The following is a 25,958-nucleotide window of genomic DNA, read 5'->3' on the forward strand; positions in this document are numbered from 1 at the left end:
CCGGACCTGCCACAACAAATTCAACAGACAATTGCTTTATCACGACAAAAGGCCGCAGCGCAGTTATTTCAACGCCTGCAGCGCATTAACCCGCTTTTTTTTCTCGCCATATTTCAACCCACCCAGTGATTAACGCTGGCCAAATGCCGCCCCAGATGGGAACCTTTACGCCCACGGAGACGTCCACTCCCCTGCAACCCGCTTCGGTTGGGGACTGGTTTCATCAGCAATTTCGGGCCCGACGGGGTTCGGCTCATGGCCTGATCGCAGCCTTCGGCATGCGTCACGCTGCTACTCGCGAACACACCACCCGCCGCCAGGACTGGCCGGCTTCCAAGAAGTGTGCTCGCCGACAACACAAGGAGTCCGCCTGTGGCAAAACGCTACGGTAAGGGGCTGTTGGGATGCGCCACCGTGCTCGTCATCCTGGCCCTGCTGATCCACTGGATCGGCATCGACACGATCGCGCGTTATCGCGACGATCTTGGGTTCTACCTGCAAGCGCACCTGGTACTGGTGCTGGCTTCGATGGCGGCGGCGCTGGCCGTGGGCATCCCCGCTGGCATTGCGCTCAGTCGACCGCACCGGGTCGACAAAGCCGAACGCTTCATGCAGTTCTTCAACGTTGGCAACACCATCCCTCCCCTGGCCGTTCTGGCCATCGCGCTCAGTGTCCTGGGCATCGGCGCCGGGCCTGCGATGTTCGCGCTGTTCCTCGCCTCCCTCCTGCCCATCGTGCGCAACACCTACGAAGGCCTGAAAAACGTCCCCGCCTCGCTCAAGGAAGCCGCCACCGGCATCGGCATGACCCCGCGCCAGCAACTCTGGCAGGTGGAATTGCCCAATGCCGTGCCGATCATCATCGGCGGCGTACGCGTGGCCTTGGCGTTGAACGTGGGCACCGCACCGCTGGCGTTCCTGATCGGCGCCAACAGCCTGGGCAGCCTGATCTTCCCCGGCATCGCCCTGAACAACCAGCCACAGCAGCTATTGGGTGCCGCCTGCACCGCGCTGCTGGCACTGGTGCTGGATGCGGCGGTGAGTTTCTCCAGCAAGCGCTGGCTGGAACGTGGCCTGGCCCAATAAAGATAGGGAACGTATGAACAAGAGAATCGCCTTGCTGCTGGGCGCGGCCCTGCTGTTCGCAGGATTTGCCCAAGCGGCGGAAAAACCACAGATCCGCATCGGCGCGCGGGTGTTCACCGAGCAGACCGTACTCGCCGAAATCACCGCGCAATACCTGCGCGCCAATGGCTTTGACGTGCGCGTTACCAGCGGCCTTGGCAGCAATATCGCGCGCCAGGCCCAGGAAACCGGCCAGCTCGACCTGATGTGGGAATACACCGGCGTGTCGCTGGTGTCGTACAACCACATCGACGAGCGCATGCCCAGTGCCGAAGCCACCTTCGCCCGGGTGAAGGCGCTGGATGCGAAAAAAGACCTGATCTGGCTGACCCCGTCGAAGTTCAGCAATACCTACGCGCTGGGCCTACCCAAGCAGGTGGCCGAGGCCTACCCGCAAATCAACACCATCAGCGACCTCAACCATGTACTGCGTGACGAAAGCCAGCGCAGCCACCTGGTGGCGCTGGACACCGAGTTCGCCAACCGCCCCGACGGCCTGGTCGGCCTGCGCGCGATGTACGAGCTGCCGCTGGACCGGCGCAACATCCGCCAGATGGATGGTGGCCTGGTCTACACCGCGATGCGCAACAACCAGGTATTCGCCGGCCTGGTGTACACCACCGACGGCCGCCTGAGTGCGTTCAACCTCAAGCTGCTGGAAGACGACAAGCACTACTTCCCCGACTACACCGCAGCGCCAGTAGTACGCAAAGCCGTGCTCGACGCCAACCCGAAACTGGCCGGCCTGCTCAAGCCGCTGGCCGAGCAACTGGACGACGAAACCATGCGCCAGCTCAACGCCAAGGTCGATGTCGAGCACCAGAACCCGACCGCCGTGGCCGCCGCCTTCTTGCGTGAGCACCCACTGAACAGCGAGGGCCAGCCATGAACCTGATCGATACCTTCAACCACCTGGACTGGGCCCAGGTGCTGCAACTGACCTGGCAGCACATCATGCTGGTTGGCGTGGCCGTGGGCCTGGCGATTCTGGTCGGGGTGCCGCTGGGCATCCTCATGACCCGCTTCCCGGCGCTTGCCGGCCCGCTGCAGGCCAGCGCCACGGTGCTGCTGACTATCCCTTCCATCGCCCTGTTCGGCTTGCTGCTGCCGTTCTACTCGAAGTTCGGCCAAGGGCTTGGGCCGCTACCGGCGATTACCGCCGTGTTCCTTTATTCGCTGCTGCCGATCATGCGCAACACCTACCTGGCCCTGACCAACGTCGAGCCTGGCATTCGTGAAGCCGCGCGCGGTATCGGCATGACCTTCGGCCAGCGCCTGCGCATGGTCGAGCTGCCCATCGCCGTGCCGGTGATCCTCGCCGGCGTGCGCACCGCCGTGGTGATGAACATCGGCGTCATGACCATTGCCGCCACCATCGGCGCCGGCGGCCTCGGCGTGCTCATTCTTACCTCCATCAGCCGCAGCGACATGTCGATGCTGCTGGTCGGCGCCGTATTGGTCAGCCTGCTGGCGATCATCGCCGACCTGCTGCTGCAAACCCTGCAACGTGCCCTGACTCCAGAAGGACTGCGCTCATGATCGAACTGAAGAACCTCAGCAAAACCTTCAACGTCAACGGCAAGGACGTCAAAGCCGTCGACGCGGTAAGCCTCACCGTCAACGAAGGGGAAATCTGCGTGTTCCTCGGCCCTTCGGGCTGCGGCAAGAGCACCACGCTGAAAATGATCAATCGCCTGATCACGCCTACCTCCGGCCAGGTGTTCATCAATGGCGAAGACACCACCGGGCTGGACGAAGTCACCCTGCGCCGGCACATCGGCTACGTGATCCAGCAGATCGGCCTGTTCCCCAACATGACCATCGAGGAGAACATCACCGTGGTCCCGCGCCTGCTCGGCTGGGACAAGCAAAAGTGCCATGAACGTGCCCGCGAACTGATGCACATGATCAAGCTGGAGCCCAAGCAGTACCTGCAGCGCTACCCGCGCGAGCTGTCCGGTGGCCAGCAGCAGCGTATCGGCGTGATTCGCGCCTTGGCGGCAGAAGCGCCGGTGCTGTTGATGGATGAGCCGTTTGGTGCGGTAGACCCGATCAACCGCGAGATGATCCAGAACGAGTTCTTCGAGATGCAACGGGCGCTGAACAAGACCGTGATCATGGTCAGCCACGACATCGACGAGGCGATCAAGCTGGGTGACAAGATCGCCATCTTCCGTGCTGGCAAGCTGTTGCAACTGGACCACCCGGACACGCTGCTGGCGCACCCGGCGGACGAGTTTGTCAGCAACTTCGTTGGCCAGGACAGCACGCTCAAACGCCTGCTGCTGGTACGTGCCGAAGATGCGGCGGACAACGCCCCGGCGGTGAGCCCGGAAACACCGGTAAGCGATGCGCTGGAACTGCTCGACGAGCACGACCGCCGCTATGTGGTGGTGACCGATGCGCAGAACAAGGCGCTGGGTTATGTACGTCGGCGCGACATGCACCGCCAGCAAGGCACCTGTGGCGACTTCCTGAGGCCGTTCAATGCCACGGCCTCGCACGATGAGCATTTGCGCATCCTGCTGTCGCGCATGTACGAGTTCAACCGCGCGTGGTTGCCGGTGCTGGATGCCGAGCAGGTGTTTTTGGGTGAGGTGACGCAGGAGTCGATAGCGGCGTACCTGAGTTCGGGGCGTTCGCGCGGGGCCAAGACCAGCATTGTCTCGCCGGCTGAGGCGGTGGTGTCCTGATCCGAGGGCCTCTTCGCGGGTAAACCCGCTCCCACAGGGTAGGTGCAGGATTCAAGACTTGCACCGGACCTGTGGGAGCGGGTTCACCCGCGAAGCAGGCGACGCGGTATCAGAACCCTACACTGGCCTGCACATAAAAGGTCCGCGGCTCACCCACATAGATGCCGGCGTTGTTGTCGCTGGAGCGGGTGAAGTACTGCTTGTCGAACAGGTTCTTCACTCCCGCCGCCAGCTTCAGGTTTGACATCTCCGGCCCGAAGTCGTACCCACCACGGGCATGCCAGGTCACATACCCTGGAATATCGCCATATTGCCCATCGGCACTCGGCTCGGTGATGTAGTCGCCGTTGAAACTGCCATCGGCATTGATCCCGGTACCCGGCGCGCGCTGCTTGGATTGGGCGTAGGCGTCCAGGTTCCAGGTCCAGCGGTTGACCGCATAGCGCACCCCGGCGGTGGCCACCTGGCGTGAGTAGAACGGCAGGTCACGGCCCTTGAAGCCTGGGATGTCTCCTTCATAAGTAGCGCGGGTGTAGGTGTAGCCACCGCTCACCGACAACCCGTCCAGGCGCGGGTCCAACCCTGCCAGGTCATAGCGTACCGAAGCCTCGATACCTTGGTGCTTGGTCGCCCCGAGGTTGGTCCAGCCTACGTCGTTGCTGATGTACTGCAGTTCGTCATCGAAGTCGATGTAGAACGCCGTCAGCTCGCCAGCAAAGCCGCCATTGTCATAGCGCGTACCCATTTCATAAGTCTTGGCCTTTTCCGGCTCCAGGCCATTGGCGGTGCTGTTGCCGGTTCCGCCCTGGCCCAGCTGGAAGTACTGCAGGCTGCCGAACGAGGTCTCGTAGTTGGCGAACACCTTCCACGCATCGGAGATGTGGTACATCACGCTCAGCGCCGGCAGCGGCTCGTTGCTGGTGATGCTGCGGTTCTTTTCCGGCACCGGCTTGCCGTTGGCGCCGAGCACCGGGCGGTCGCGCCAGTCGGTGTTGATGTGCTCGAAGCGGATGCCCGGGGTGATGGTCCAGTTGCCCACGTCGATCTTGTCGTCAATGTAGTAGGCGCTGGCCTCGGTACCACCACTGCGGTCCTGGAACACATGGCCGTCGGAGCCCGGGGCGGGCGTCGGCACGTTGTCGATCAGCGCCAGGCGGGTCGACTGTTCGCGCATCGCTTCTTTCAAGTAGCGGTAGCCGACGCTGACTTCCTGGGTGGTCGGGCCGGCGAAGAAGATGTGCGACAAGCGTGGCTCGATGGCGAAGGTGTGGTAGTTGCGCGGGTACGACGACAGGGTCTGCATGTCGCGCGAGGCAATGGCGCTGCCGCGGAAGCTGTCGGTGTAATAGGTCAGCACTTCAAACTGGGTGGCGTCGTCGAGCTGCCGTTGCCACTTGAACGACACGTCTTTGCGCCGGCCGGCGAAGTAGTCGTAGTCGCGCAGCGACTGGTACGGGTTGCTGTCGTACTGGGCCTGGGTCAGGCCACCGGGCATGTCGGCGCGGCCATCGTAGTAGTGGAAGTTGAGCCAGAATTCGTCGACGTCGGTCGGCGCCCAGTGGGTCTTGAGGATAACGTCGTCGATGTCGTTGCCGTTGTTGCTCTCGCGGTAACCATTGCCGTTCACCCCGGTGTACAGCAGCGCCACGCCCATGCCGTTGTCTGCCGTGCCGCCGACGAAGGCCGACTCGGTGTGCTTCCAACCGCCATGCTGGGAGGTTTCCAGGGTGGTGGACAGCTCCGCCGAGGCTTTTTCGGGGATTGCCCGGGTAACGAAGTTGATCACCCCGCCGACGTTCTGCGGGCCATAACGCACCGAGCCGGCGCCACGCACCACATCAATGCTGTCGAGGTTGCCCGAGGAAATCGGCGCCATCGACAGTTGCGGCTGGCCATATGGCGCGAAGGCGGCCGGGATGCCATCGATCAGCACCGTGGAGCGCGGCGACAGGCGCGAAGTCAGGCCGCGAACGCCGACGTTGAGCGACAGGTCGCTACCGCCGGTGCCGTTGGAATCCTGCACCTGCACGCCAGGGATGCCGCGCAGCACATCGCGCACGTTCATTGCGCCCTTCTCCACCATCGCCTCGCGGCGTACCACAGTGCGCGCGCCAGGGTGGTTCTGCACCACGCTCTGCTGGGCATCGCCCAGCCAGTCACCGACGACCTTGATGTCGGTGGGCGCCAGCTCCAGGCTGCCGGTGGTGAGGGTGCCGGCGGCCTGGGCCGGCTTGACCACCACGGTGCCCTGGGACATCTCGTAGGTTAGGCCACTGCCTTGCAGCAGCTGTTGCAAGGCCTGCTCGGGCGCCAGCTGGCCAGACACTGCCGGGGCCTGTTTGCCAGCCACCAGTTCGGGGCTGAAGAACAGCTGCAGGTTGGTCTGCTGGCCAAGCTGGTTCAGCGCCGAAGCCAACGGCTGGGCTTGGATCTGGATGGTGCTGGCGGCCTCTGCGGCCTGGCTGTTGACGGCCACTGCACTGACTGCCAGGGCCAGCGCCAGGGCGCGCAGGGGTGGGAAGGGCTTGTTGTTGTTCACGTCGTCGAAACTTCCTGGAATGCCGGATAAACGCCAACCGCATGCAAATGGAAATGCTTGGCAGTTGCAGCTGGCGGGGAAGACGAACGAGCGGAAAAAAACCTGAATCTATTTCGCGATTATTTCGCGCGAGCCATCTTCATGGGCCTTGATAGCCACCGGCAGGATGCTCGGCAAGGCGCGCAACAGCGCGTCGGTGTCGTCGGTGTTGAACGTGCTGGAGAGGCGCAACTGGGCGACTTTACCGGGGGCGACCCGCAACGGCTGGCTGCGGTAGCGCGAGGCTTCGGCCACCACCTCAGCCAGGGTGGCGTTGTCGAACACCAGCTTGCCCTGGCGCCAGGCAGTCACGGCAGCGGCATTGACCGCGTAGGGCGCGGCCACCTGGCCTTGTGCATCAATATGCGAGCCTTGGCCAGCCGTGAGTTGCGCCAGCGAGGCGCCGTTGCCCTGTACCCGTACCGAGCCCTGCTCCACCGCCACACGGGTGCTGGCCGGGTCCAGGCGCACGTCGAAGCGGGTACCGGTGACCGTCACGCTGCCCTGGGCGGTGTCGACCACGAACGGCCGCGCACTGTCATGGGCGACGCTGAACATCACCTCACCGGCACTCAGGCGGATATGCCGCTGGCCGGCGCTGAAATCGACCTGCAACTGCGTGCTGCCATTGAGTTCGAGGTGCGAGCCATCCGGCAATTCGACCTGGCGGCGCTCATTGAAGGCAGTCTGCAAGCTGCCTTGGTGGTTCAGTTGCTGGTAATGCCAGCCGCCCCAGCCCAGGCCCAACGCCAATACCGCCACACTGGCAGCCAGCGCCTGATGCAGCAAACGCCGACGCGGCAGCTGCTGCACCGGGTCGGGCTGGCACAGTGCCTCCAGGCGCTGGCGTGGAATAAAGTCGGCGGCCTGCCACACGCGGCACAGATGTTCATACTCTTGCCGGTGCCGCTCGTCGCTCACCAACCAGGCGCGCAGCTGCTTCTGCAACGCGGTATCCCGAGGCGCATCCTGCACGCGGACGAACCATGCGGCCGCCTGCTCGCGGACGGTCTCGGTACCGTGCTGTTTCATCGAAAAGGTCTCCTGACTCATGATGCCGACACATCCAGGTGCTCACGCAGGTGGCGGAGCGTGCGGATCATATACTTTTCGACCATGTTCTTGCTCAACCCCATGCGCTCGGCGATCTCGGCCTGGGTCAGGCCTTCGAGCTTCTGCCAGATGAACACCTGCCGGCAGTTGAGCGGCAGTTCGGCCAGCGCCCGCTCGACGCTGTCGGCCAGCTCCAGGGCATGCACATAGGCCTCCGGGTCGTCGCCACTGCCGGCCATGCCGCCGTCGAAGGCTTCCAGCTCCAGGGCCTGGCGGCGGTCTTCACGGCGGAAACCATCCACGGCAATGTTGCGCGCAGTCTGGTGCAGGTACGCGCGTGGCTGAACGACCTGCTCGCGCGGGTTTTCCAGCACCCGGACAAAGGCATCGTGGGTGAGGTCCTCGGCCTGCTGACGACTGCGCAGCTTGCGCGTCCAGGTGCCGATCAGCTCATGGTAGTGGTCGAGGAAGCCTTTGGGTCCGGACACGGTCGGGGGTCGTCAGGGAGGCGGATAAGGGTGCGAATAGTAATGTTTCTCATCAATAACGGCAATTCCGCCAGTCGGTAACAAAAAATTTATGAGCCATTTCCTGTACGGGGGTACTAGAAAAATGTGGCCGTAAATATGAACACCTCTGGCCTCTTCGCGGGTAAACCCGCTGCCAGAGGAATACCGAAAACCCTGTGGGAGCGGGTTTACCCGCGAAGGGGCCAACACCGTCCATTCCACAATTTTTTACGCTTTAAACATCGTGGGGAACATCAGCCGGTCACACGAGTCGGTTATTGAAATGGCTGGTCGTCGATCCACGGCGATCACGCCCGGATTACCTGTTGATTCTGCATTCTTCACGCCCTAAAGTGCGCGCCGAACGTCCATGCTGGAAACGATCCATCCGGCTCAAGTACTGAGTAGGCGAACCAAAGTGGGGATACGGAGGACGTTCAGTTTGCAGCCACTTAATCTTTTTGTTTGCCCATGGAGTCCCTGAGCATGTCGATCCAGGTCGAAGACTATTTCGCGCGTGACACCTTCCAGAAAATGAAGGCGTTCGCCGACAAGCAGGAAACCCCGTTCGTACTCATCGACACCCAGATGATCAGCCAGGCCTATGACGACCTGCGCGCCGGTTTCGAATTCGCCAAGGTGTACTACGCGGTCAAGGCCAACCCGGCCGTCGAAATCATCGACCTGCTCAAAGAAAAAGGTTCGAGCTTCGACATCGCCTCGATCTACGAGCTGGACAAGGTGATGGACCGTGGCGTCAGCGCTGACCGCATCAGCTACGGCAACACCATCAAGAAGTCCAAGGACATCCGCTACTTCTACGAGAAAGGCGTGCGCCTGTATGCCACCGACTCGGAAGCCGACCTGCGCAACATCGCCAAGGCCGCCCCGGGCTCGAAAGTGTACGTGCGTATCCTGACCGAAGGCTCGACCACTGCCGACTGGCCACTGTCCCGTAAATTCGGCTGCCAGACCGACATGGCCATGGACCTGCTGATCCTCGCCCGCGACCTGGGCCTGGTGCCTTACGGCATTTCTTTCCACGTGGGCTCGCAGCAGCGCGACATCAGCGTGTGGGACGCCGCCATCGCCAAGGTCAAGGTGATCTTCGAGCGCCTGAAGGAAGAAGACGGCATCGAGCTGAAGCTGATCAACATGGGTGGCGGCTTCCCGGCCAACTACATCACCCGTACCAACAGCCTGGAAACCTACGCCGAAGAGATCATCCGCTTCCTGAAGGAAGACTTTGGTGACGAGCTGCCAGAAATCATCCTCGAGCCAGGCCGTTCGCTGATCGCCAACGCCGGTATCCTGGTCAGCGAAGTGGTGCTGGTAGCACGCAAGTCGCGCACCGCCGTCGAGCGCTGGATCTACACCGACGTGGGCAAGTTCTCCGGCCTGATCGAAACCATGGACGAAGCCATCAAGTTCCCGATCTGGACCGAGAAGAAAGGCGAAGCCGAAGAAGTGGTCATCGCCGGCCCGACCTGCGACAGCGCCGACATCATGTACGAGAACTACAAGTACGGCCTGCCGCTGAACCTGGCCATCGGTGACCGCCTGTACTGGCTGTCGACCGGTGCCTACACCACCAGCTACAGCGCAGTGGAATTCAACGGCTTCCCGCCGCTGAAGGCTTACTACCTGTAATGCAGAACGGGGCCGAAAGGCCCCGTTTTCGTTTGTATGCTACCTGTGCTGGCCTCTTCGCGGGTAAACCCGCTCCTACAGGGACGGTGCTCCCTTCAGGTCCAGCGCCGTACCTGTAGGAGCGGGTTTACCCGCGAAGAGGCCGGCACAGGCATCCTCACTCCCCGCGCCGTTCGATCTCCTCGGCATAGCACCCAGCAAACGCCATCAACACCGGCCCCGCCCCCTGCAAGGTCACCAGCGCAGCGCGCAGGAAGTTCATGTTGCCCTCGACCCGAGCCCGCTCCAGCCAGGGCCCGGCCTCAGCCACCTGGCCACGCTCGACCAGCACCAGCGCCAGGCTGAACATACCGCGAAAATCCCCCGCCTCGGCCGAGCGCCGATACCAGCGCACCGCCCGCGCCGGGCTGGGTGCCGTGGCAATGCCCTGCTCCAGGTAACGCCCGTACAGGTTCATCGACTTGGCATGCCCCATCTGGGCAGCCTTCTCGTAACACATCAGCGCCTGCGCCTGATTGGCCGGCACGCCACGCCCGGTGGCCAGCAGGTTGCCCAGGTTGTAAAGGCCCCAGTCCAACCCGGCATCGGCTGCGCGGGCATAGTGAATGGCAGCCTGTGCCAAGTTCACCTCGCCACCCCAGCCATGCTCCAGGCAGCGCCCGAGCATGTTGTGCGCCATGGCACTGCCACCCTGCGCGGCGATGCCAAACCAGCGCCGTGCAACACTGGCATCTTCTTCGATGCCACGGCCATCGAGCAGGATCTGCCCGAGCAGCAACTGCGCCTCGACCGCGCCCTGCCCCGCCGCTGCCAGAATCGCCTGGGCGGCCTTGCCAGGGCTGTGTTCAAGCATGGCCTGCAAACCGGCCAAATCCACCACTTCCTCACGTCGCAACTGGTAGGACACGGCTCAGACCTCGGCCCAGCGGCGTAGCAGGTTGTGGTAGGTACCGGTCAGCTGCAGCAAGGATGGGTGGTCCGGCACATCGGCCGTCAGTTGCTGGATGGCATTGTCCATCTCGAACAGCAGCGCCCGCTGGCTGTCTTCGCGTACCAGGCTCTGGGTCCAGAAAAACGCCGCGTAACGCTGGCCACGGGTCACCGGGTTGACCTTGTGCAGGCTGGTGCCTGGGTACAGCACCAGGTCACCGGCGGCCAGCTTGACCTGCTGCACGCCATAGGTGTCCTGGATCACCAATTCACCGCCGTCGTAGCTGTCCGGGTCGCTAAGGAACAACGTGGAAGACAGGTCGGTGCGCACCCGCTCCGGGCTGCCCTTGGGCTGGCGCAGGGCGTTGTCGATGTGGAAGCCGAAGTTGCCGCCTTCGCGGTAGCAGTTGATCAGCGGCGGGAACACCTTGTGCGGCAAGGCCGCCGACATGAAGCGCGGGGTTTTCCACAGGCGGTCGATCAGCGCGCTGCCGATCTCCTTGGCCAGCGGATGGCCTTCCGGCAGTTGCAGGTTGTGCTTGGCCCTGGCCGACTGATAGCCGGCCGTGACCTTGCCATCGGCCCAATCGGCCTGCTCCAGCGCCTCGCGGATACGGGCCAGTTCATCAGCGTCGAACAGGCCTGGAATGTGAAGCAGCATGGCGGCAGCACCGTTAGGAAATGTAAAGGCGCCAATGATATTGATTCCCTTTTGCGTGGCACAAGCCCCATTCGCCGCTTAAGACGTTTCAGCTTGATGAAACCGTAAAGGCAAATTGTAAAGATTGTAAATTCTTCACGAATGGTAACGAATCTCAATTGTGAGTCACAATTGCTTACATTAAGATCCGCCGCCTCAATACCTTGGGGAAGGTCCTAAGCAATGCGCCAGTACGTACCATCTGCAGTGAGTTCACCACGCCTGATCGTGTCTGCCATCGGTGTCGCCCTTAGTGCCTCGTCGGTCTACGCCGCCGACCCGGCCGCCAACAGCGCAATCACCCTCGACGCTACCAGCGTCAACGGCAAGGCTGAACAAGCCAGCACCGATTACAAGGTCGAGAAGGCCTCCTCGCAGAAGTACACCGCGCCGCTGGTAGACACCCCGCGCTCGGTTACCGTGATCCCGCAGCAAGTGATCAAGGACACCAACGCCCTGTCGTTGCAGGACGCCCTGCGCACCGTGCCAGGCATCACCTTTGGCGCCGGCGAAGGCGGTAACCCGCAAGGCGACCGCCCGTTTATCCGTGGCTTCGACGCCCAGGGTGACACCTACCTGGACGGCGTGCGTGACACTGGCGCGCAAACCCGCGAAATCTTCGCCATCGAGTCGGTGGAAGTGGCCAAGGGCCCGAACTCGGCCATCGGTGGCCGTGGCGCCGCCGGCGGTACCATCAACCTGGTGAGCAAGCGTGCGCACCTGGGCAACTCGCTGGACGGTGCCTGGACCTGGGGCAGCGACCAGACCCAGCGCTACACCTTCGATGGCAACTACCAGTTCAGCGACACCGTTGCCGGCCGCCTGAACCTGATGACCCACGAAAGCAACGTCGCCGGCCGCGACAAGGTCAACTACGACCGTTGGGGTATCGCCCCGTCGCTGGCCTTCGGCCTGGGAACGCCGACCCGCGTCAACCTCGACTACTACCACCTGGAAAGCGACGACCTGCCAGATTCGGGCATCCCGTACACCATCCCGACCGGCGGCAGCGCTGCACGTACCTCTGCACACCCAAGCAAGCCGAACGACGGCGGTGACAGCGACAACTTCTACGGCCTGACCGGTCGCGACTTCCGCAAAGCCCGTGTGGACATCGCCACCTTCGCCATCGAGCACGACCTGACCGACGCGCTGACCATCAAGAACACCCTGCGTCACGGCAACAGCATGCAGGACTACATCCTGACCCAGCCTGACGACAGCAAGGGCAACGTCAACAACGGCAGCGTCTGGCGCCGTGCCAACACCCGTGTCGGCAACACCGCCACCACCACCAACCAGACCGACCTGTTCGGTGAGTTCTACCTGGGGGGCATGAAGAACAGCTTCTCGACCGGTATCGAACTGAGCCGTGAAGAGAGCAAGCGTTCGAGCTATACCGTCGATACCGACACCGTCCCAGGCGGCGCCGCCAACACCAACTGCACCCCAGGCATGATTGGCGCCACCAGCGGTTACAACTGCACCTCGCTGAGCAACCCGAACCCGGATGATCCGTGGAACGGCAGCATCGCACGCAACTACGCGGGCACCGACACCAAGAGCAACACCCGCGCAATCTACGTGTTCGATACGCTTGAACTGACGCCCGACTGGCTGCTGAACATGGGCCTGCGTTACGACCACTTCGATACCCAGTTCCGCACCTATGACGCCACTGGCGCCACTGTGGTCAACACCAAGGGCGTGGTTTCCAAAGGCAAGGATACCAGCGAGTTCGTCACCGGCCAGTTGGGCCTGGTATGGAAGCCGGCTGAAAATGGCAGCATCTATGTTTCCTACGCCACCTCTGCAACGCCACCCGGTGCGATGCTGGGCGAAGGCACTGAAGGCAACCCGCTGGGCAACACCACCGACCGCACTGGCAACCTGTTGAGCAGCGACCTGGAGCCGGAAGAAACCACCAACTACGAAATCGGCACCAAGTGGGACCTGCTCGACCAGCGTCTGTCCCTGGCCGCCGCGCTGTTCCGCACCGAGAAGGAAAACGCCCGCGTCCAGGTGGACACCACCACCTACGAAAACGTCGGCGAAACCCGCGTGCAAGGTATCGAACTGTCGGCCAGCGGCAAGCTCACCGACAAGTGGCAGGTATTCGCCGGCTACACCTACATGGAAGCTCGCCAGATCGACGGCGGCCCGCTGAACAAGGCCAACGACGGCAACCAGTTGCCGAACACGCCGAACAACAGCGCCAGCCTTTGGACCACCTACTCGATCACGCCGAAGCTGACCGTGGGTGGCGGTGCGTTCTACGTGGATGACGTGTACGGCAGCGTGGCCAACACCACCATGGTCGACAGCTACGTACGCTACGACGCCATGGCCGCCTACAAGCTGACCAAGAACGTCGACCTGCAGCTGAACGTGCAGAATCTGACCAACGAGGTGTACTACGACAAGGCCTTCTCTACCCACTTCGCCAACCAGGCGGCCGGGCGGACTGCGCTGCTGACCACCAGCGTGCACTTCTGATGTCGGGATTGGGGTGATCTGTTGAATGGGCTGCGCCTATGCCGGCCCTTTCGCGGCTAAAGCCGCTCCTACAATGGTCACGTAGCCCTTGTAGGAGCGGCTTTAGCCGCGAAGAGGCCAGCACAGGCAACACACAATCCACTAAACAACACCAACCCCGGCCCCGTTCATTCCCAGTGAGCGGGGCTTTTGCGTATCAAGGCATAATGCACACCGCGCAGCTAGCGGCAGCAACACAAGGTGATTGATGTGGTGAAGAAGACGCTGTTCCAATTGCACTGGTTCTTTGGCATCACCGCTGGCCTGGTGCTGGCCTTGATGGGCATTACCGGGGCCCTGTATTCGTTTCAGGAAGAACTGCTGCGTGCGTTCAACGCCGATGTACTCAAGGTAGAAGTGCGCGCCGAAGGCGTGCTGCCGCCAGCCGAGCTGGTGCAGCGGGTCGAGGCCCAGCAACACGACAAGGTGGCGATGCTGTGGGTCGACGTGCGCGAAGGCAACGCCGCACGGGTCTTCTTCACACCCGCACCAGGCGAGCGCCGCGGCCAGCTGCGCTATGCCGACCCGTACACCGGCGAGCTCAAGGGTGAAGTGGCCGGGCAAGGCTTCTTCAACCTCATGCTCAACCTGCACCGTTTCCTGGCCATGGGCGACACCGGCCGGCAAATCACCGGTGCCTGTACCCTGATGCTGGTGTTCTTCTGCCTGTCCGGCCTGTACCTGCGCTGGCCGCGCAAGGCGCTGGACTGGCGCACCTGGCTGATCTTCGACTGGGCCAAGAAAGGCCGCGCCTTCAACTGGGACCTGCACGCCGTGGCCGGCACCTGGTGCCTGCTGTTCTACCTGCTGTTCGCCCTGACCGGGCTGTTCTGGTCCTACGAGTGGTACCGCGAAGGCCTCAACAAGCTGTTGGCCGACGCGCCAGCTGCCGGCCAGCAGCAAAAACGTGGCGAAGGCCGTGGCCGCCACGGGCCGCAGAAAGTCGACAAGAACGCCCCGCCGCTGGTGGTCGACTACGACGCGATCTGGGCCAACCTCAAGGACGCCGCCGGCCCAGGCCTGGCCATGTACAACCTGCGCCTGCCGCCGGCAGGTGGGCAACCGGCCAACCTGTTCTACCTGCTGGAAAACGCCGACCACCCCCGCGCCTTCAACACGATGGTGCTGGACCCGGCCACCGGCCAGGTGAAAAGCCATGACCGCTACACCGACAAGTCCTTCAAGGCCCAGCTGCTGCAAAGCGTCTACGCCCTGCACGTTGGCGAATACTTCGGCCTGCCGGGGCGCATCATCGTCACCATTGCCAGCCTGACCATGCCGCTGTTCTTCGTCACCGGCTGGCTGCTGTACCTCGACCGCCGCCGCAAGAAGCGCCAGGTGCGCGCGGCCCGTGGCAACGTTGCCAGCAGCAACGGCAGCGGCGACAGCTGGCTGATCGGTTTTGCCAGCCAGAGCGGCCTTGCCGAACAACTGGCCTGGCAGAGTGCCGGCCAATTGCAGGCGGCCGGCCTGCCAGTGCAGGTACGCGCCCTGGCCGAGCTGGGTGAAAACGACCTGCGCCAGGCCCGCCGCGCGCTGTTCGTGGTCAGCACCTTCGGCGACGGCGAAGCCCCCGACAGCGCTCGTGGCTTCGAGCGCAAGGTGCTCGGCCAGCCGTGGGCGCTGAACAACCTCAACTACGCCCTGCTCGCCCTCGGCGACCGCCAGTACCCGCACTTCTGCGGTTTCGCCCGCCGCCTGCAGGCATGGCTGGGTGAGCGCGGTGCCAGCAGCGCATTCAGCCCGGTAGAAGTGGACAACGCCGACCAGGCCGCCCTGCAACAGTGGCAGCAAGAGCTGGCGCAACTGACCGGTGCCCAGCCGGTGGCCGCCTGGCAGCCGCCAAGCTATGCCAATTGGTCGCTGGTGCACCGTGAACTGCTCAATCCAGGCAGCCAGGGCCAGCCTGTGTACCTGCTTGGCCTGCAGCCGCAACAGCCTGCCAGCTGGGAAGCCGGCGACCTGGTGGAGATCCTGCCGCTCAATGGGCAGCCAAGGATCGACGCGTTCCTCAAAGGTATGGCACTGGACGCCGCTGCCCAGGTGCAGGTGAATGGCCTGAGCGAAACCCTTGCCCAGGCCCTGGCCGGCCGCCAGCTGCCGACCCGTCGCGATCACCTGATCGGCTTGCAGCCGCAAGCGTTGGTCGACGCCCTGGTACCGATCGGCAGCCGCGAATACTCCATTGCTTCGATTGCCAGCGATGGAGTGCTGGAGCTGATCGTGCGTCAGGAACGCCACGCCGATGGCCACCTTGGCCTGGGCTCCGGCTGGCTGACCGAGTACCTGCCGCTGAACGGCACATTGAGCCTGCGCCTGCGGCGCAACAGCAGCTTCCACCTGCCGGAAAGCGCCGCGCCGATGATATTGATCGGCAACGGCACCGGCCTGGCCGGCCTGCGCAGCCTGATCCGCGCACGGGTGAATGCCGGCGAGCAGCGTAACTGGCTGCTGTTCGGCGAGCGTAACCGGGCGCATGACCTGCTGTGTGGTGACGAGCTGCACGGTTGGCTGGACAGCGGCGACCTGGCGCGCCTGGACCTGGCGTTTTCGCGGGATCAGGCCGAGAAGGTGTATGTGCAGGATGTGTTGCTGCAGCAGGCCGAGGAGTTCAAGCGCTGGGTGGCGGATGGTGCCTGTGTGTATGTCTGCGGCAGCCTGCAAGGCATGGCTGCGGGGGTGGATGCGGCGCTCAATGGCATGCTGGGTGAAGCCGCAGTGCAGCAGCTGATCGAGGATGGGCGCTATCGGCGGGATGTGTATTGATCGGAAATTGATGTAACCAGTGCCGGCCTCTTCGCGGGTAAACCCGCTCCTACAACGACCGATGTAGGAGCGGGTTTACCCGCGAAGAGGCCGGTCCTGCAGTCAGTGCAGTTCGAAAGTATCGGCATCCAGGTTGGCCGGGAACTTGGTGCGGTAGGCGGCTAGCTCCGCCGCGCTCAATATCGCTGTAAACACCCCGTCCGCTTCCCCGGCACTGAGCAAGCTCTCACCCTGGAAGTCCAGCACCTGGCTGTCCCCGGAATAGGCAAAGCCCTTGCCATCGGTGCCCACCCGGTTCACCGCCGCCACATAACACAGGTTCTCGATACCCCGCGCTGGCAGCAGGCGGTTCCAGTGCTGGCGACGAGCAGCCGGCCAGTTGGCCGTGTACAGCAGCAGGTCGGTGTCCTGGGCGTCGCGGCTCCACACCGGGAAGCGCAGGTCGTAGCAGATCAACGGGCGAACCCGCCAGCCCTTGATCTCGAACTGCACCTGGCGCTCGCCGGGGGTGTAGTGCTTGTGCTCACCGGCCATGCGGAACAGGTGGCGCTTGTCGTAGTGCAAAATCTCGCCATCCGGGCGCGCCCACAGCAAGCGGTTGCGGTGGCTGCCATCGGCGGCCTGGATGATCACGCTACCGGTAATCACCGCGTTGTACTTCTTGGCCTGGGCTTTTAGCCATTTGTAGGTCGGGCCGTTCTCCGGCTCGCACAGGCTTTCCGACTGCATCGAAAAACCGGTGGTGAACATTTCCGGCAAAATCACCAGGTCCACTTCGCCCACCTGCTCCAGCAACACCTCGAAGTGCGCATAGTTGGCCTCGCGGTCATGCCAGGCCAGGGTGGTTTGCACCAGGGCGACTTTCAGGTTTGGCAGTGCACTCAGATCGCGCATAGTTTTTCCGCTGCCTGACGCAGCGTCTCCTCACGTTTGGCAAAGCACAGGCGCACCAGGCGTTGCTCGGGGATGGGTTGCTGGTAGAACACCGACACCGGAATGGTCGCCACGCCATGCTCACGGGTCAGCCATAGCGACATGTCGACATCGTTCAGGTCCGGGCGGATTTGCGAATAGTCCACCAGCTGGAAATAGGTGCCCGTGGTGCGGGTAAAGTTGAAGCGTGAACCTTCCAGCAAGCCGCAGAACAGGTCGCGCTTGGCCTGGTAGAAGGCCGGCAATTCATCGATATGCTCGGGGTGCTCGGCCATGAAGTCGGCCAGGGCGCACTGCAACGGCGTTACACCGCAGAAGTTGACGTACTGGTGCACCTTGCGCAGCTCGGCGCTCAGCGCCGGCGGGGCGATCACGTAACCGGTCTTCCAGCCGGTGACGTGGTAGGTCTTGCCGAACGAGCTGACCACGAAGGCGCGCTGGTACAGCTGCTCGTGGGCCAGCACGCTGGCGTGGCGCACGCCGTCGTAGACCAGGTGTTCATAGACCTCATCGCTGACCAGGTAGATATCACGATCGGCGATCAGCCGGGCCAGCTGGTCAAGGTCTTCACGGGTAATCAGCGCGCCGCTGGGGTTGTGCGGCGAGTTGAGGATGACCATGCGCGTGCGCGGGCTCAGGGCATCGCTGAACTTCTGCCAGTCGATACGGAAGCTGCCATCGCTTAGCTGCACATGCACGCAGCGGCCACCGGCCAGCTCCACGGACGGCTCGTAGCTGTCGTAGCAAGGGTCGAATACGATCACCTCGTCACCGGCCTGCACCACCGTCTGGATGGCGCAGAAGATCGCTTCGGTGGCACCAGGGGTGATGGTTACTTCCTGGTCGGCATCCACCTTGGCTCCGTACAAGCGCTCGACCTTGGCCGCCACTTGCTGGCGCAGGGCCGGTAGCCCGGTCATTGGCGAATACTGGTTATGCCCGGCAGCCACATGCCGGCCCACTGCATCGAGCAGGGCCTGCGGGCCATTGAAGTCGGGGAAACCTTGCGACAGGTTGAGCGCGCCGGTCTGCGCGGCGAGCTGGGACATGGTGGTGAAGATGGTCGTGCCGACATTCGGCAGTTTGCTGCGGATCATGGAGCCCTCTTTCCTGGGGTGTATCCGGCACGGGGTGGAGTCCGAGCATAGCGGATCGGGCGGTCAGGAAAAAGGTTGAAAGAATGGGCGATTGCGCTGGGTCAAAAGGTGAGAGTGGGCGCGAGCTTGCCCCCACGTAAACAGGCGAATCATGAAACGCTGCTTAGCAGCTCAGCACTAAACGCGCCTGCGCGACGGATAGTTTGGCAAGGGTTTCATAGAGCGACGAATTTCAGAAGCCTCAGCTTCCAAAGCCGCAATCTGACGGTCCAATTTAGAATTATAGGTAGCCCGTTTCTCAAGCGTTTCAGCGTCAGCCCAATAATCTTTCTTGCCGCCTTGATATGAACCGTGCAACCTATCAATTGACGCCTCTAGCTGACTGAGCTTAGACACATACGGCAAATTATGCTGTTCAACAACCGACCGCGCCTGAGCAACTTCCGACCATTCTTTATGCCAAGCTATCGCTCCACTGAAGGTAGAGTCAAGCTTAGAAAGGATGCCACCAAGCACTGTATTAGCACGACTGACCAGCGCATCATAGCCAATTTTCTTACGCGCACGTTCAAAACCTTGAGGACTGCTTTTATAAATATTCTCCAGCTTTCGCTCAAGAGAGAATAGTTTAGATGCTGATGAGGCAAATTTATTGTTATAGGAGTATTCCGATGCTGCCGGATGCCCCATGCGGGGGTGGTAATTAATATTACTGGACAATGTCTCCAATGACGATATTGCGCTACCCATCTGCCTCAAAAGTTCTTTAGAAGTATTATACCCCCTCGGCCTGAACCAGCCTTTAAACAATGTCGGCAAATGACCACTTGGGTCGGCGTAGTTTATCGGATCCCCATCGCAATACCCATATGCGTTCAATACCCTGAAAGGCGCAAAACTGTCCGGGGAGTTAAATCTCATACCACTTAACAATCTGTAGCCATTCCCCAGCAAATACCCTTGAAGAAAATCATCATAATACTCACCATTGAAACCTAGCGAGGAGCGCCCCGAAGAAAGGGACGAACAATGGCCATAAGCAGTATACTCAAACTGCTCCCGCTCACTCCCCTGCGCCACGCCAACTACAGAGCCGGCGTTATTAACCGACAACAGGCTGAGGCTATCTACAGTACTTCTTTTCCACTCGGCTAATGGTTGCCCTGCGCCCCGAAACACAGTACGACTGCCTTGATCACGAAGGCTCGTATGCAAATCACCACCACAATAAAACAGCCTCAAGTTTTTATGCTGAATGTTCATAGTAAACCCTGAATGACAAACAATTCTATAGGGCAGAAGTCTTTCAAAGTTTACAGCAACGGACAACTAGCATTTTTACTAGGGGGGGGGGAGTAGCAGCACCTGGCGATGGGCGGGATGAAACAATCGAGCGGTCAAAAAATTTGAAACAATAGCGGGATTTGCGCTGGATCAACGGGCCTCTTCGCGGCGGTTCGACGCTTCGATGAACCCGCTCCCACAGGTAACCCACAAACCTGAGGCTTGTGCAGTCCCTGTGGGAGCGGGTTTACCCGCGAAGAAGCTGACGCGGAATCAGCGCTTGTCGCGGCGCTTCTTCTCGGCCTTCTTGTGGTGCGACATCAAGCGGCGCTTCTTGTTGACCTGGCGGTCGGTGAGGGTGTTCTTCTTGCCCTCGTACGGGTTCTCACCGCCCTTGTACTCGATGCGGATCGGCGTACCGACCAGCTTCAGCACGCGGCGGTAGGTGTTTTCCAGGTAACGCGAGTACGACTTTGGAATGCTCTCGGTCTGGTTGCCGTGGATCACGATAAGCGGCGGGTTGGCACCACCGAGGTGGGCATAGCGCAGCTTGATGCGGCGGCCGTTGACCAGCGGCGGCTGGTGCTCGCTGACAGCATCTTCGAGGATCTGCGTCAGGCGGCTGGTTGGCCAGCGGGTCACAGCCGAGGTGAACGCGGCCTGCACCGACTTGTACAGGTTGCCCACACCGGTGCCGTGCAAGGCGGAGATGAAGTGGATGTCGGCGAAGTCGACGAAGAACAGCCGGCGCTCCAGCTCGGTCTTCACGTAAGCGCGCTCACCCGGCTCCATGCCATCCCACTTGTTCAGGGCGATGACGATTGCGCGGCCGGCTTCAAGGGCAAAGCCCAGCAGGTTCAGGTCGTGGTCCACCACACCTTCGCGGGCGTCCATGACGAAGATGACGACGTTGGCGTCCTTGATCGCCTGCAGCGTCTTCACCACCGAGAACTTCTCGACTTCTTCGTGGATCTTGCCGCGCTTGCGCACCCCGGCGGTGTCGATGAAGGTGTACTTGTCGCCATCGCGCTCGAACGGGATGTAGATACTGTCACGGGTAGTACCCGGCTCGTCGTACACCACCACGCGCTCTTCACCGAGCATGCGGTTGACCAGGGTCGATTTGCCTACGTTCGGGCGGCCGATGATGGCGATCTTGATGCCATCTTTCTCGCTCGGGCCCGGAATGCGTACGGCTTCTTCGCCTTCGGCGACGTCCTGCTGAAGCGCCTCTTCTTCGGCGTCACGCGGCAGGTGGCCGAGCAGCGACTCCATCAAGGCATTGATACCACGGCCTTGCGAACCAGCCACCGGAATGGCGTTACCCATGCCCAGCGGCGAGAACTCGGCGCGGGCGATGTCCGGGTCGATGTTGTCGATCTTGTTGGCCACCAGGATGGCCGACTTGTTGCGCTTGCGCAGGTGGTCGGCAATCATCTGGTCGGCTGCGGTCATGCCGGCGCGGGCGTCGACCAGGAACAGCACGTAGTCGGCTTCTTCAATGGCCATGAGCGACTGCTCGGCCATTTTCTCGTCCATGCCCACTTCGTCACCGGTGATACCGCCGGTGTCGATCAGGATGAAAGAGCGACCCTGCCAGCTGGCATCACCGTACTGGCGGTCACGGGTCAAGCCCGACAGGTCACCGACGATGGCATCGCGGGTCTTGGTCAGGCGGTTGAACATGGTGGATTTGCCGACGTTCGGGCGGCCCACCAGGGCAATTACGGGAACCATCGGCTCTCCACTCTCGAATTCTTGAAAATGCAAAGGCCGCTGCAAGGCAGCGGCCGGAATACGGGCGGCGTGTCCTACGCCGCGGCTTGAAGCCCGTCAAGGCTTCAAGCATAGCTTCAGCGGATGGTCAGTGCCTCGAGCTTGCCGCTGTTGCCAAAGACATAGATGGTGTCGCCGACCACAAGTGGGCGGGCGCGCAGGCCATCGCTGTCGATACGCTCACGGCCGACAAAGCGGCCATCCACCTGGCTCAGCAGGTGCAGGTAACCCTCAAAGTCGCCCACAGCCACGTAGCTGGAGAACACTTCCGGTGCCGACAGCTGGCGGCGGGCCATGGTGTCGTTGGTCCACAGGGCGCTGGAAGAGCGCTCGTCGACGCTTTCGACGGTACCCGACGCTTCGCTGACGTAGACGTTGCCGTAGCCTTGGGCGACACCCACGTAGCTGGAGGCATCGCGCTGCCACAGCACACGGCCGCTTTGCAGGTCCAGGCCCGCTACGCGGCCCTGGTAGGTGCCGACGTACAGGGTTTCACCAGACAGCAGCAGGCCACCGTCGATGTCGACCACACGCTCCAGCTCGGAACGGCCCTGCGGGATGGCCACGCGGCTCTCCCACACGGGCACGCCGTTATTGATGTCCACCGCCACCACTTTACCCGTGGACAGGCCGGCAACGGCCAGGCGGTTGGTAGCAATCGGCGCACCGGTGCCACGCAGGGTCAGTACTGCCGGAGTGCTCTCGTAGATCCAGCGGCGGTCGCCAGTGGCGGCATCCAGGCCGATCAGGCGGTCGTCCTGGGTCTGCACCACCACCACGTCACCGTTGTTGGCAGGCGGGGCCAGCACTTCGCTGGTCACGCGGGAGCGCCAGCGCTCCTCACCGGTGCTGGAGTCCAGGGCGATGACTTCACCCTTAAGGGTGCCGAGCATGACCAGGCCATAGCCCACGCCGACAGCGCCGGAAACCTGCAGCTCCAGGTCTTTCTTCCACACCACGTCGCCGGTGATGCGGTCGAGGGCGAAGACTTCGCCGTTGACGTCGGAGGCGTAGATGCGGTCGTTCTCGATGGCCGGTACCAGGGTATTGTAGGTTTCACCCTGGCCGTCACCGATCGAACGGCTCCACTGCTTCTTCAGCACCACTTCCTCGGTGAACTTGGTCAGCTCGGCCGGGGGCAGTTCCTTCTTGCTGTTGCTGCTGCAACCTGCGGCCAGCACGGCCAGGGTCAGCACTGCTGCTTGTTTCCAACCGATCACTTACGCGTCCCCTTTGGCCAGGTCATCCAGCTTCAATTGCAGGCCACCCACCGCGGCCTCATCGGACAGCGCATCCTTGGCTTTCTGGTAAGCGCTGTGCGCGTCGGCGGCACGACCCAGCTGTACCAGCAGGTCACCCTTCAACTCTTCACGGCTGGCCAGGAAGGCTTTGTCGGCGTCGCCGTCGAGCAGCTTGAGGGCGTCCTCGGCCTTGTTCTGAGCGGCCAGCACGCGTGCCAGGCGCTGGCGCGAAATCTCGCCCAGGGTGGCATCGGCCGGCTTGTCCAGCACGCTCTTCAGCTCGGCAGCGGCGTCGTCGAGCTTGCCGCTCTCGACCGCGACCTTGGCCACGAACAGGCTGCCGTACTGGGCGTAGGCGGTACCGCCAAACTCGCTCTTGAGCTTGCTGGCCAGTTCCGCGACCTTGGTGGCGTCTGGCTGGCCAGTCGGCGTCAGGCTGGTCTCAAGCAACGCCTGATACAGCTGCGAGGCACCTTGCGACTGGTTGTTCTGGTACTTGTGCCAGGTGTTCCAGCCCAGCACCACCACGCCAGCCAGCAATGCGCCGGTCAGCAGCGGCTTGCCGTTGCGGTTCCACCAGTCCTTGACCCCTGCCAGGTCATCATCATCGGTACTCGACACCCCAATACTCCTTTTCGCCTATTCGCTTGTTGAACCGCGTTACGCCTGAGCGATCGCGGTTTCCAGGTGCTCAGCCAGAGCATCCCAGGCAATGTTCTGTTGTTCGCCCTGACCGCGCAGGGGCTTCAAGCCGATCTCTTGCTTGGCCAGCTCATCGTCGCCGAGGATCAAGGCGAACAGTGCGCCGCTCTTGTCGGCTTTCTTGAACTGGCTCTTGAAGCTGCCACCACCGGCGTTCACGGCCAGGCGCAGGCCCGGCAGACGGTCGCGCAGGGCCTCGGACAGGCGCAGGCCGGCCAGCTCCGCCTGCTCGCCAAAGGCGCACAGGTAGACGTCGATCTGACGGCTGATGGACTCCGGCACCTTGCCCAAGGTTTCCAGCAGCAGGATCAGGCGCTCGATGCCCATGGCAAAACCAACGCCAGTGGTCGGCTTGCCGCCCATCTGCTCGACCAGGCCGTCGTAGCGACCACCGGCGCAGACAGTGCCCTGGGCGCCGAGCTTGTCGGTGACCCACTCGAACACGGTCTTGCTGTAGTAGTCCAGGCCACGTACCAGCTTGGTGTTGATCACGAACGGAATACCGGCGGCGTCCAAGCGGGCCTTGAGGCCCTCGAAGTGCACGCGCGATTCTTCGTCCAGGTAGTCTTCCAGCTTCGGCGCACCCACCAGCACCGCCTGGGTGTTCTGGTCCTTGCTGTCGAGGATGCGCAGCGGGTTGCTCTTCAGACGGCGCTGGCTGTCTTCGTCCAGCTGCTCCAGACGCGCCGAGAGGAACTCGACCAGCGCATCACGGTAGCGCGCACGGGCTTCGCTGGTGCCCAGGCTGTTGAGCTCAAGCTTGACCGCGTCCTGGATACCCAGCAGGCCCCACAGGCGCCAGGTCAGCATGATCAGCTCGGCATCGATGTCCGGGCCGTCCAGGTTGAACACTTCCACGCCAATCTGGTGGAACTGGCGGTAGCGGCCCTTCTGCGGGCGCTCGTGGCGGAACATCTGGCCGATGTACCACAGTTTCTGCACCTGGCCGTTGCCGGTGATGCCATGCTCCAGCACGGCACGCACGCACGCAGCGGTGCCTTCGGGGCGCAGGGTCAGCGAATCGCCGTTGCGGTCCTCGAAGGTGTACATCTCTTTTTCGACGATATCGGTCACTTCACCGATGGAGCGCTTGAACAGCTCGGTGAACTCGACGATCGGCGTGCGGATCTGGCTGTACCCGTAGGTGTCCAGCAGGCCGGCCACGGTGCCTTCGAAGTAGCGCCACAGCGGCGACTGTTCAGGCAGGATGTCGTTCATGCCACGAATGGCTTGCAGCGATTTGCTCACGAATAGTCCTTACGAATTCTGTGTGTCAGCCACGGGCGATCAGCGCCGCGTCGGCTTCGGCCTTTTCGGCCGCTTTCTGGCGGATGAGTTTTTCCAGCTCATCGACCAGGTTGTCATTGGTCAGTTTTTGCGCAGGCTTGCCGTCGATGTAGATCAGGTTCGGCGTACCGCCGGTCAACCCTACATGGGCTTCCTTGGCTTCGCCCGGGCCGTTGACCACGCAACCGATCACCGCCACGTCCAGCGGCACCAGCAGGTCTTCCAGGCGCCCTTCCAGCTCGTTCATGGTCTTGACCACATCGAAGTTCTGCCGCGAGCAGCTCGGGCAGGCGATGAAGTTGATGCCACGCGAGCGCAGGTGCAGCGACTTGAGGATGTCGTAGCCGACTTTCACTTCTTCGACCGGGTCGGCCGCCAGCGAGATACGGATGGTATCGCCAATGCCTTCAGCCAGCAGCATACCGAGGCCGACGGCGGATTTCACCGTCCCCGAACGCAGGCCACCGGCTTCGGTGATGCCCAGGTGCAGCGGCTGTACGATCTGCTTGGCCAGCAAGCGGTAGGCTTCGACGGCCATGAACACGTCGGAGGCCTTGACGCTGACCTTGAAATCCTGGAAGTCCAGGCGGTCGAGATGCTCGACATGGCGCAGGGCGGACTCGACCAGCGCGGCCGGGGTCGGCTCGCCGTACTTCTTCTGCAGGTCTTTTTCCAGCGAGCCTGCGTTGACCCCGATACGAATCGGGATACCGCGGTCGCGGGCGGCATCGACCACAGCGCGCACACGGTCTTCACGGCCGATGTTGCCCGGGTTGATGCGCAGGCAGTCGACGCCAAGCTCAGCCACACGCAGGGCGATCTTGTAGTCGAAGTGGATGTCAGCGACCAGCGGCACGCTGACCAGTTGCTTGATCTTGCCGAACGCTTCAGCAGCGTCCATGTCCGGCACCGATACACGCACGATGTCCACGCCGGCATCGACCAGGCGCTGGATTTGCGCCACGGTGGCGGCCACATCGTTGGTGTCGGTGTTGGTCATGCTCTGCACCGCGATGGGCGCATCACCACCCACCGGCACATTGCCGACCCAGATTTTGCGGGATTCGCGACGTTTGATCGGAGATTCGCCGTGCATGAC

20 protein-coding genes are annotated in these 25,958 nt (G+C 62.3%); 7 read left to right on the forward strand and 13 right to left on the reverse strand.

Annotation, left to right across the window (positions count from 1 at the left end; all coding sequences use genetic code 11):
- Positions 1-372: 372 nt before the first annotated feature.
- The 4 genes from ACIP1G_RS05475 to ACIP1G_RS05490 are packed head-to-tail and all read left to right on the forward strand — an operon-like array spanning position 373 to position 3,818.
- A complete protein-coding gene (locus tag ACIP1G_RS05475) occupies positions 373-1,086 on the forward strand; it encodes an ABC transporter permease (RefSeq protein WP_400734552.1) in 714 nt (237 codons plus the stop codon).
- A 13-nt stretch (positions 1,087-1,099) separates the two neighbouring features.
- A complete protein-coding gene (locus tag ACIP1G_RS05480) occupies positions 1,100-2,014 on the forward strand; it encodes a glycine betaine ABC transporter substrate-binding protein (protein WP_400734553.1) in 915 nt (304 codons plus the stop codon).
- On the forward strand, positions 2,011-2,664 hold the full coding sequence (locus ACIP1G_RS05485) for an ABC transporter permease (RefSeq protein WP_400734555.1): 654 nt from the start codon (positions 2,011-2,013) through the stop codon (positions 2,662-2,664). Before ACIP1G_RS05480 ends, ACIP1G_RS05485 begins: the two co-directional genes overlap by 4 nt.
- Positions 2,661-3,818 carry a betaine/proline/choline family ABC transporter ATP-binding protein gene (locus tag ACIP1G_RS05490; protein WP_400734557.1) on the forward strand — a complete coding sequence of 386 codons (1,158 nt, stop codon included), beginning with the start codon at positions 2,661-2,663 and terminating at the stop codon, positions 3,816-3,818. Before ACIP1G_RS05485 ends, ACIP1G_RS05490 begins: the two co-directional genes overlap by 4 nt.
- Positions 3,819-3,927: 109 nt before the next feature.
- On the opposite strand, the gene ACIP1G_RS05495 is transcribed toward ACIP1G_RS05490, so the two are convergent.
- From ACIP1G_RS05495 to ACIP1G_RS05505, 3 genes are all read right to left on the reverse strand, one after another.
- Positions 3,928-6,357 (reverse strand): TonB-dependent siderophore receptor, encoded by a 2,430-nt coding sequence (locus ACIP1G_RS05495; RefSeq protein WP_400734558.1) that lies wholly within the window; start codon positions 6,355-6,357, stop codon positions 3,928-3,930.
- A gap of 108 nt (positions 6,358-6,465) precedes the next feature.
- Positions 6,466-7,428 carry a FecR family protein gene (locus ACIP1G_RS05500; RefSeq protein ID WP_400734559.1) on the reverse strand — a complete coding sequence of 321 codons (963 nt, stop codon included), beginning with the start codon at positions 7,426-7,428 and terminating at the stop codon, positions 6,466-6,468.
- A 17-nt stretch (positions 7,429-7,445) separates the two neighbouring features.
- Positions 7,446-7,937 (reverse strand): sigma-70 family RNA polymerase sigma factor, encoded by a 492-nt coding sequence (locus ACIP1G_RS05505; protein WP_400734561.1) that lies wholly within the window; start codon positions 7,935-7,937, stop codon positions 7,446-7,448.
- Positions 7,938-8,444: 507 nt separating this feature from the next.
- On the opposite strand from ACIP1G_RS05505, the gene ACIP1G_RS05510 reads away from it, so the two are divergent.
- Positions 8,445-9,608, forward strand: a complete 1,164-nt coding sequence (locus ACIP1G_RS05510; protein ID WP_012270610.1) for a type III PLP-dependent enzyme — start codon at positions 8,445-8,447, stop codon at positions 9,606-9,608.
- A gap of 157 nt (positions 9,609-9,765) precedes the next feature.
- Here ACIP1G_RS05510 and ACIP1G_RS05515 read toward each other — a convergent pair whose 3' ends face one another.
- Together ACIP1G_RS05515 and ACIP1G_RS05520 are read right to left on the reverse strand one after the other, a co-directional pair.
- Entirely contained in the window at positions 9,766-10,515 is a 750-nt protein-coding gene (locus ACIP1G_RS05515; protein WP_400734563.1) for a tetratricopeptide repeat protein, read from the reverse strand.
- 3 nt (positions 10,516-10,518) lie between these two features.
- Positions 10,519-11,199: a Fe2+-dependent dioxygenase gene (locus ACIP1G_RS05520; protein ID WP_400734565.1), complete on the reverse strand. Its 681-nt coding sequence runs from the start codon at positions 11,197-11,199 to the stop codon at positions 10,519-10,521.
- A 222-nt stretch (positions 11,200-11,421) separates the two neighbouring features.
- Between ACIP1G_RS05520 and ACIP1G_RS05525 the strand changes: the two genes are divergently transcribed.
- Positions 11,422-13,734, forward strand: coding sequence for a TonB-dependent receptor (locus tag ACIP1G_RS05525; RefSeq protein ID WP_400734567.1), 2,313 nt, complete (start codon positions 11,422-11,424; stop codon positions 13,732-13,734).
- A 249-nt stretch (positions 13,735-13,983) separates the two neighbouring features.
- Entirely contained in the window at positions 13,984-16,539 is a 2,556-nt protein-coding gene (locus ACIP1G_RS05530; RefSeq protein WP_400734568.1) for a PepSY domain-containing protein, read from the forward strand.
- A 102-nt stretch (positions 16,540-16,641) separates the two neighbouring features.
- Here ACIP1G_RS05530 and ACIP1G_RS05535 read toward each other — a convergent pair whose 3' ends face one another.
- The 8 genes from ACIP1G_RS05535 to ispG form a co-directional block, all read right to left on the reverse strand.
- Positions 16,642-17,433: an amidohydrolase gene (locus tag ACIP1G_RS05535; protein ID WP_400734570.1), complete on the reverse strand. Its 792-nt coding sequence runs from the start codon at positions 17,431-17,433 to the stop codon at positions 16,642-16,644.
- A complete protein-coding gene (locus ACIP1G_RS05540) occupies positions 17,421-18,569 on the reverse strand; it encodes a pyridoxal phosphate-dependent aminotransferase (protein WP_400734572.1) in 1,149 nt (382 codons plus the stop codon). Before ACIP1G_RS05540 ends, ACIP1G_RS05535 begins: the two co-directional genes overlap by 13 nt.
- A 177-nt stretch (positions 18,570-18,746) precedes the next feature.
- Positions 18,747-19,832 carry an RHS repeat-associated core domain-containing protein gene (locus tag ACIP1G_RS05545; RefSeq protein ID WP_400734573.1) on the reverse strand — a complete coding sequence of 362 codons (1,086 nt, stop codon included), beginning with the start codon at positions 19,830-19,832 and terminating at the stop codon, positions 18,747-18,749.
- Positions 19,833-20,126: 294 nt separating this feature from the next.
- Positions 20,127-21,590, reverse strand: a complete 1,464-nt coding sequence (gene der / locus ACIP1G_RS05550; RefSeq protein ID WP_400734575.1) for a ribosome biogenesis GTPase Der — start codon at positions 21,588-21,590, stop codon at positions 20,127-20,129.
- Positions 21,591-21,706: 116 nt separating this feature from the next.
- Positions 21,707-22,849 carry an outer membrane protein assembly factor BamB gene (gene bamB, locus ACIP1G_RS05555; protein WP_400734576.1) on the reverse strand — a complete coding sequence of 381 codons (1,143 nt, stop codon included), beginning with the start codon at positions 22,847-22,849 and terminating at the stop codon, positions 21,707-21,709.
- Positions 22,850-23,491, reverse strand: coding sequence for a tetratricopeptide repeat protein (locus ACIP1G_RS05560; RefSeq protein ID WP_400734577.1), 642 nt, complete (start codon positions 23,489-23,491; stop codon positions 22,850-22,852). It lies immediately after the preceding gene.
- Positions 23,492-23,530: 39 nt separating this feature from the next.
- Positions 23,531-24,820 (reverse strand): histidine--tRNA ligase, encoded by a 1,290-nt coding sequence (hisS, locus tag ACIP1G_RS05565; protein ID WP_400734579.1) that lies wholly within the window; start codon positions 24,818-24,820, stop codon positions 23,531-23,533.
- Positions 24,821-24,845: 25 nt separating this feature from the next.
- Positions 24,846-25,955, reverse strand: coding sequence for a flavodoxin-dependent (E)-4-hydroxy-3-methylbut-2-enyl-diphosphate synthase (ispG, locus tag ACIP1G_RS05570; RefSeq protein ID WP_016713199.1), 1,110 nt, complete (start codon positions 25,953-25,955; stop codon positions 24,846-24,848).
- Between the last annotated feature and the right edge of the window lie 3 nt (positions 25,956-25,958).

It is taken from the genome of Pseudomonas sp. NPDC089392, from assembly GCF_044749595.1.
GTDB lineage: Bacteria > Pseudomonadota > Gammaproteobacteria > Pseudomonadales > Pseudomonadaceae > Aquipseudomonas.

What these genes read in the sequence shown, in the direction of transcription:
- ACIP1G_RS05540 (WP_400734572.1), bottom strand. Translation starts at nt 18,569, where the DNA reads ATGATCCGCAGCAAACTGCCGAATGTCGGCACGACCATCTTCACCACC.
- ACIP1G_RS05520 (WP_400734565.1), bottom strand. Translation starts at nt 11,199, where the DNA reads ATGCTGCTTCACATTCCAGGCCTGTTCGACGCTGATGAACTGGCCCGT.
- ACIP1G_RS05485 (WP_400734555.1), top strand. Translation starts at nt 2,011, where the DNA reads ATGAACCTGATCGATACCTTCAACCACCTGGACTGGGCCCAGGTGCTG.
- ACIP1G_RS05480 (WP_400734553.1), top strand. Translation starts at nt 1,100, where the DNA reads ATGAACAAGAGAATCGCCTTGCTGCTGGGCGCGGCCCTGCTGTTCGCA.
- ACIP1G_RS05500 (WP_400734559.1), bottom strand. Translation starts at nt 7,428, where the DNA reads ATGAAACAGCACGGTACCGAGACCGTCCGCGAGCAGGCGGCCGCATGG.
- ACIP1G_RS05525 (WP_400734567.1), top strand. Translation starts at nt 11,422, where the DNA reads ATGCGCCAGTACGTACCATCTGCAGTGAGTTCACCACGCCTGATCGTG.
- ispG (WP_016713199.1), bottom strand. Translation starts at nt 25,955, where the DNA reads ATGCACGGCGAATCTCCGATCAAACGTCGCGAATCCCGCAAAATCTGG.
- ACIP1G_RS05490 (WP_400734557.1), top strand. Translation starts at nt 2,661, where the DNA reads ATGATCGAACTGAAGAACCTCAGCAAAACCTTCAACGTCAACGGCAAG.
- ACIP1G_RS05545 (WP_400734573.1), bottom strand. Translation starts at nt 19,832, where the DNA reads ATGAACATTCAGCATAAAAACTTGAGGCTGTTTTATTGTGGTGGTGAT.
- ACIP1G_RS05510 (WP_012270610.1), top strand. Translation starts at nt 8,445, where the DNA reads ATGTCGATCCAGGTCGAAGACTATTTCGCGCGTGACACCTTCCAGAAA.
- der (WP_400734575.1), bottom strand. Translation starts at nt 21,590, where the DNA reads ATGGTTCCCGTAATTGCCCTGGTGGGCCGCCCGAACGTCGGCAAATCC.
- ACIP1G_RS05535 (WP_400734570.1), bottom strand. Translation starts at nt 17,433, where the DNA reads ATGCGCGATCTGAGTGCACTGCCAAACCTGAAAGTCGCCCTGGTGCAA.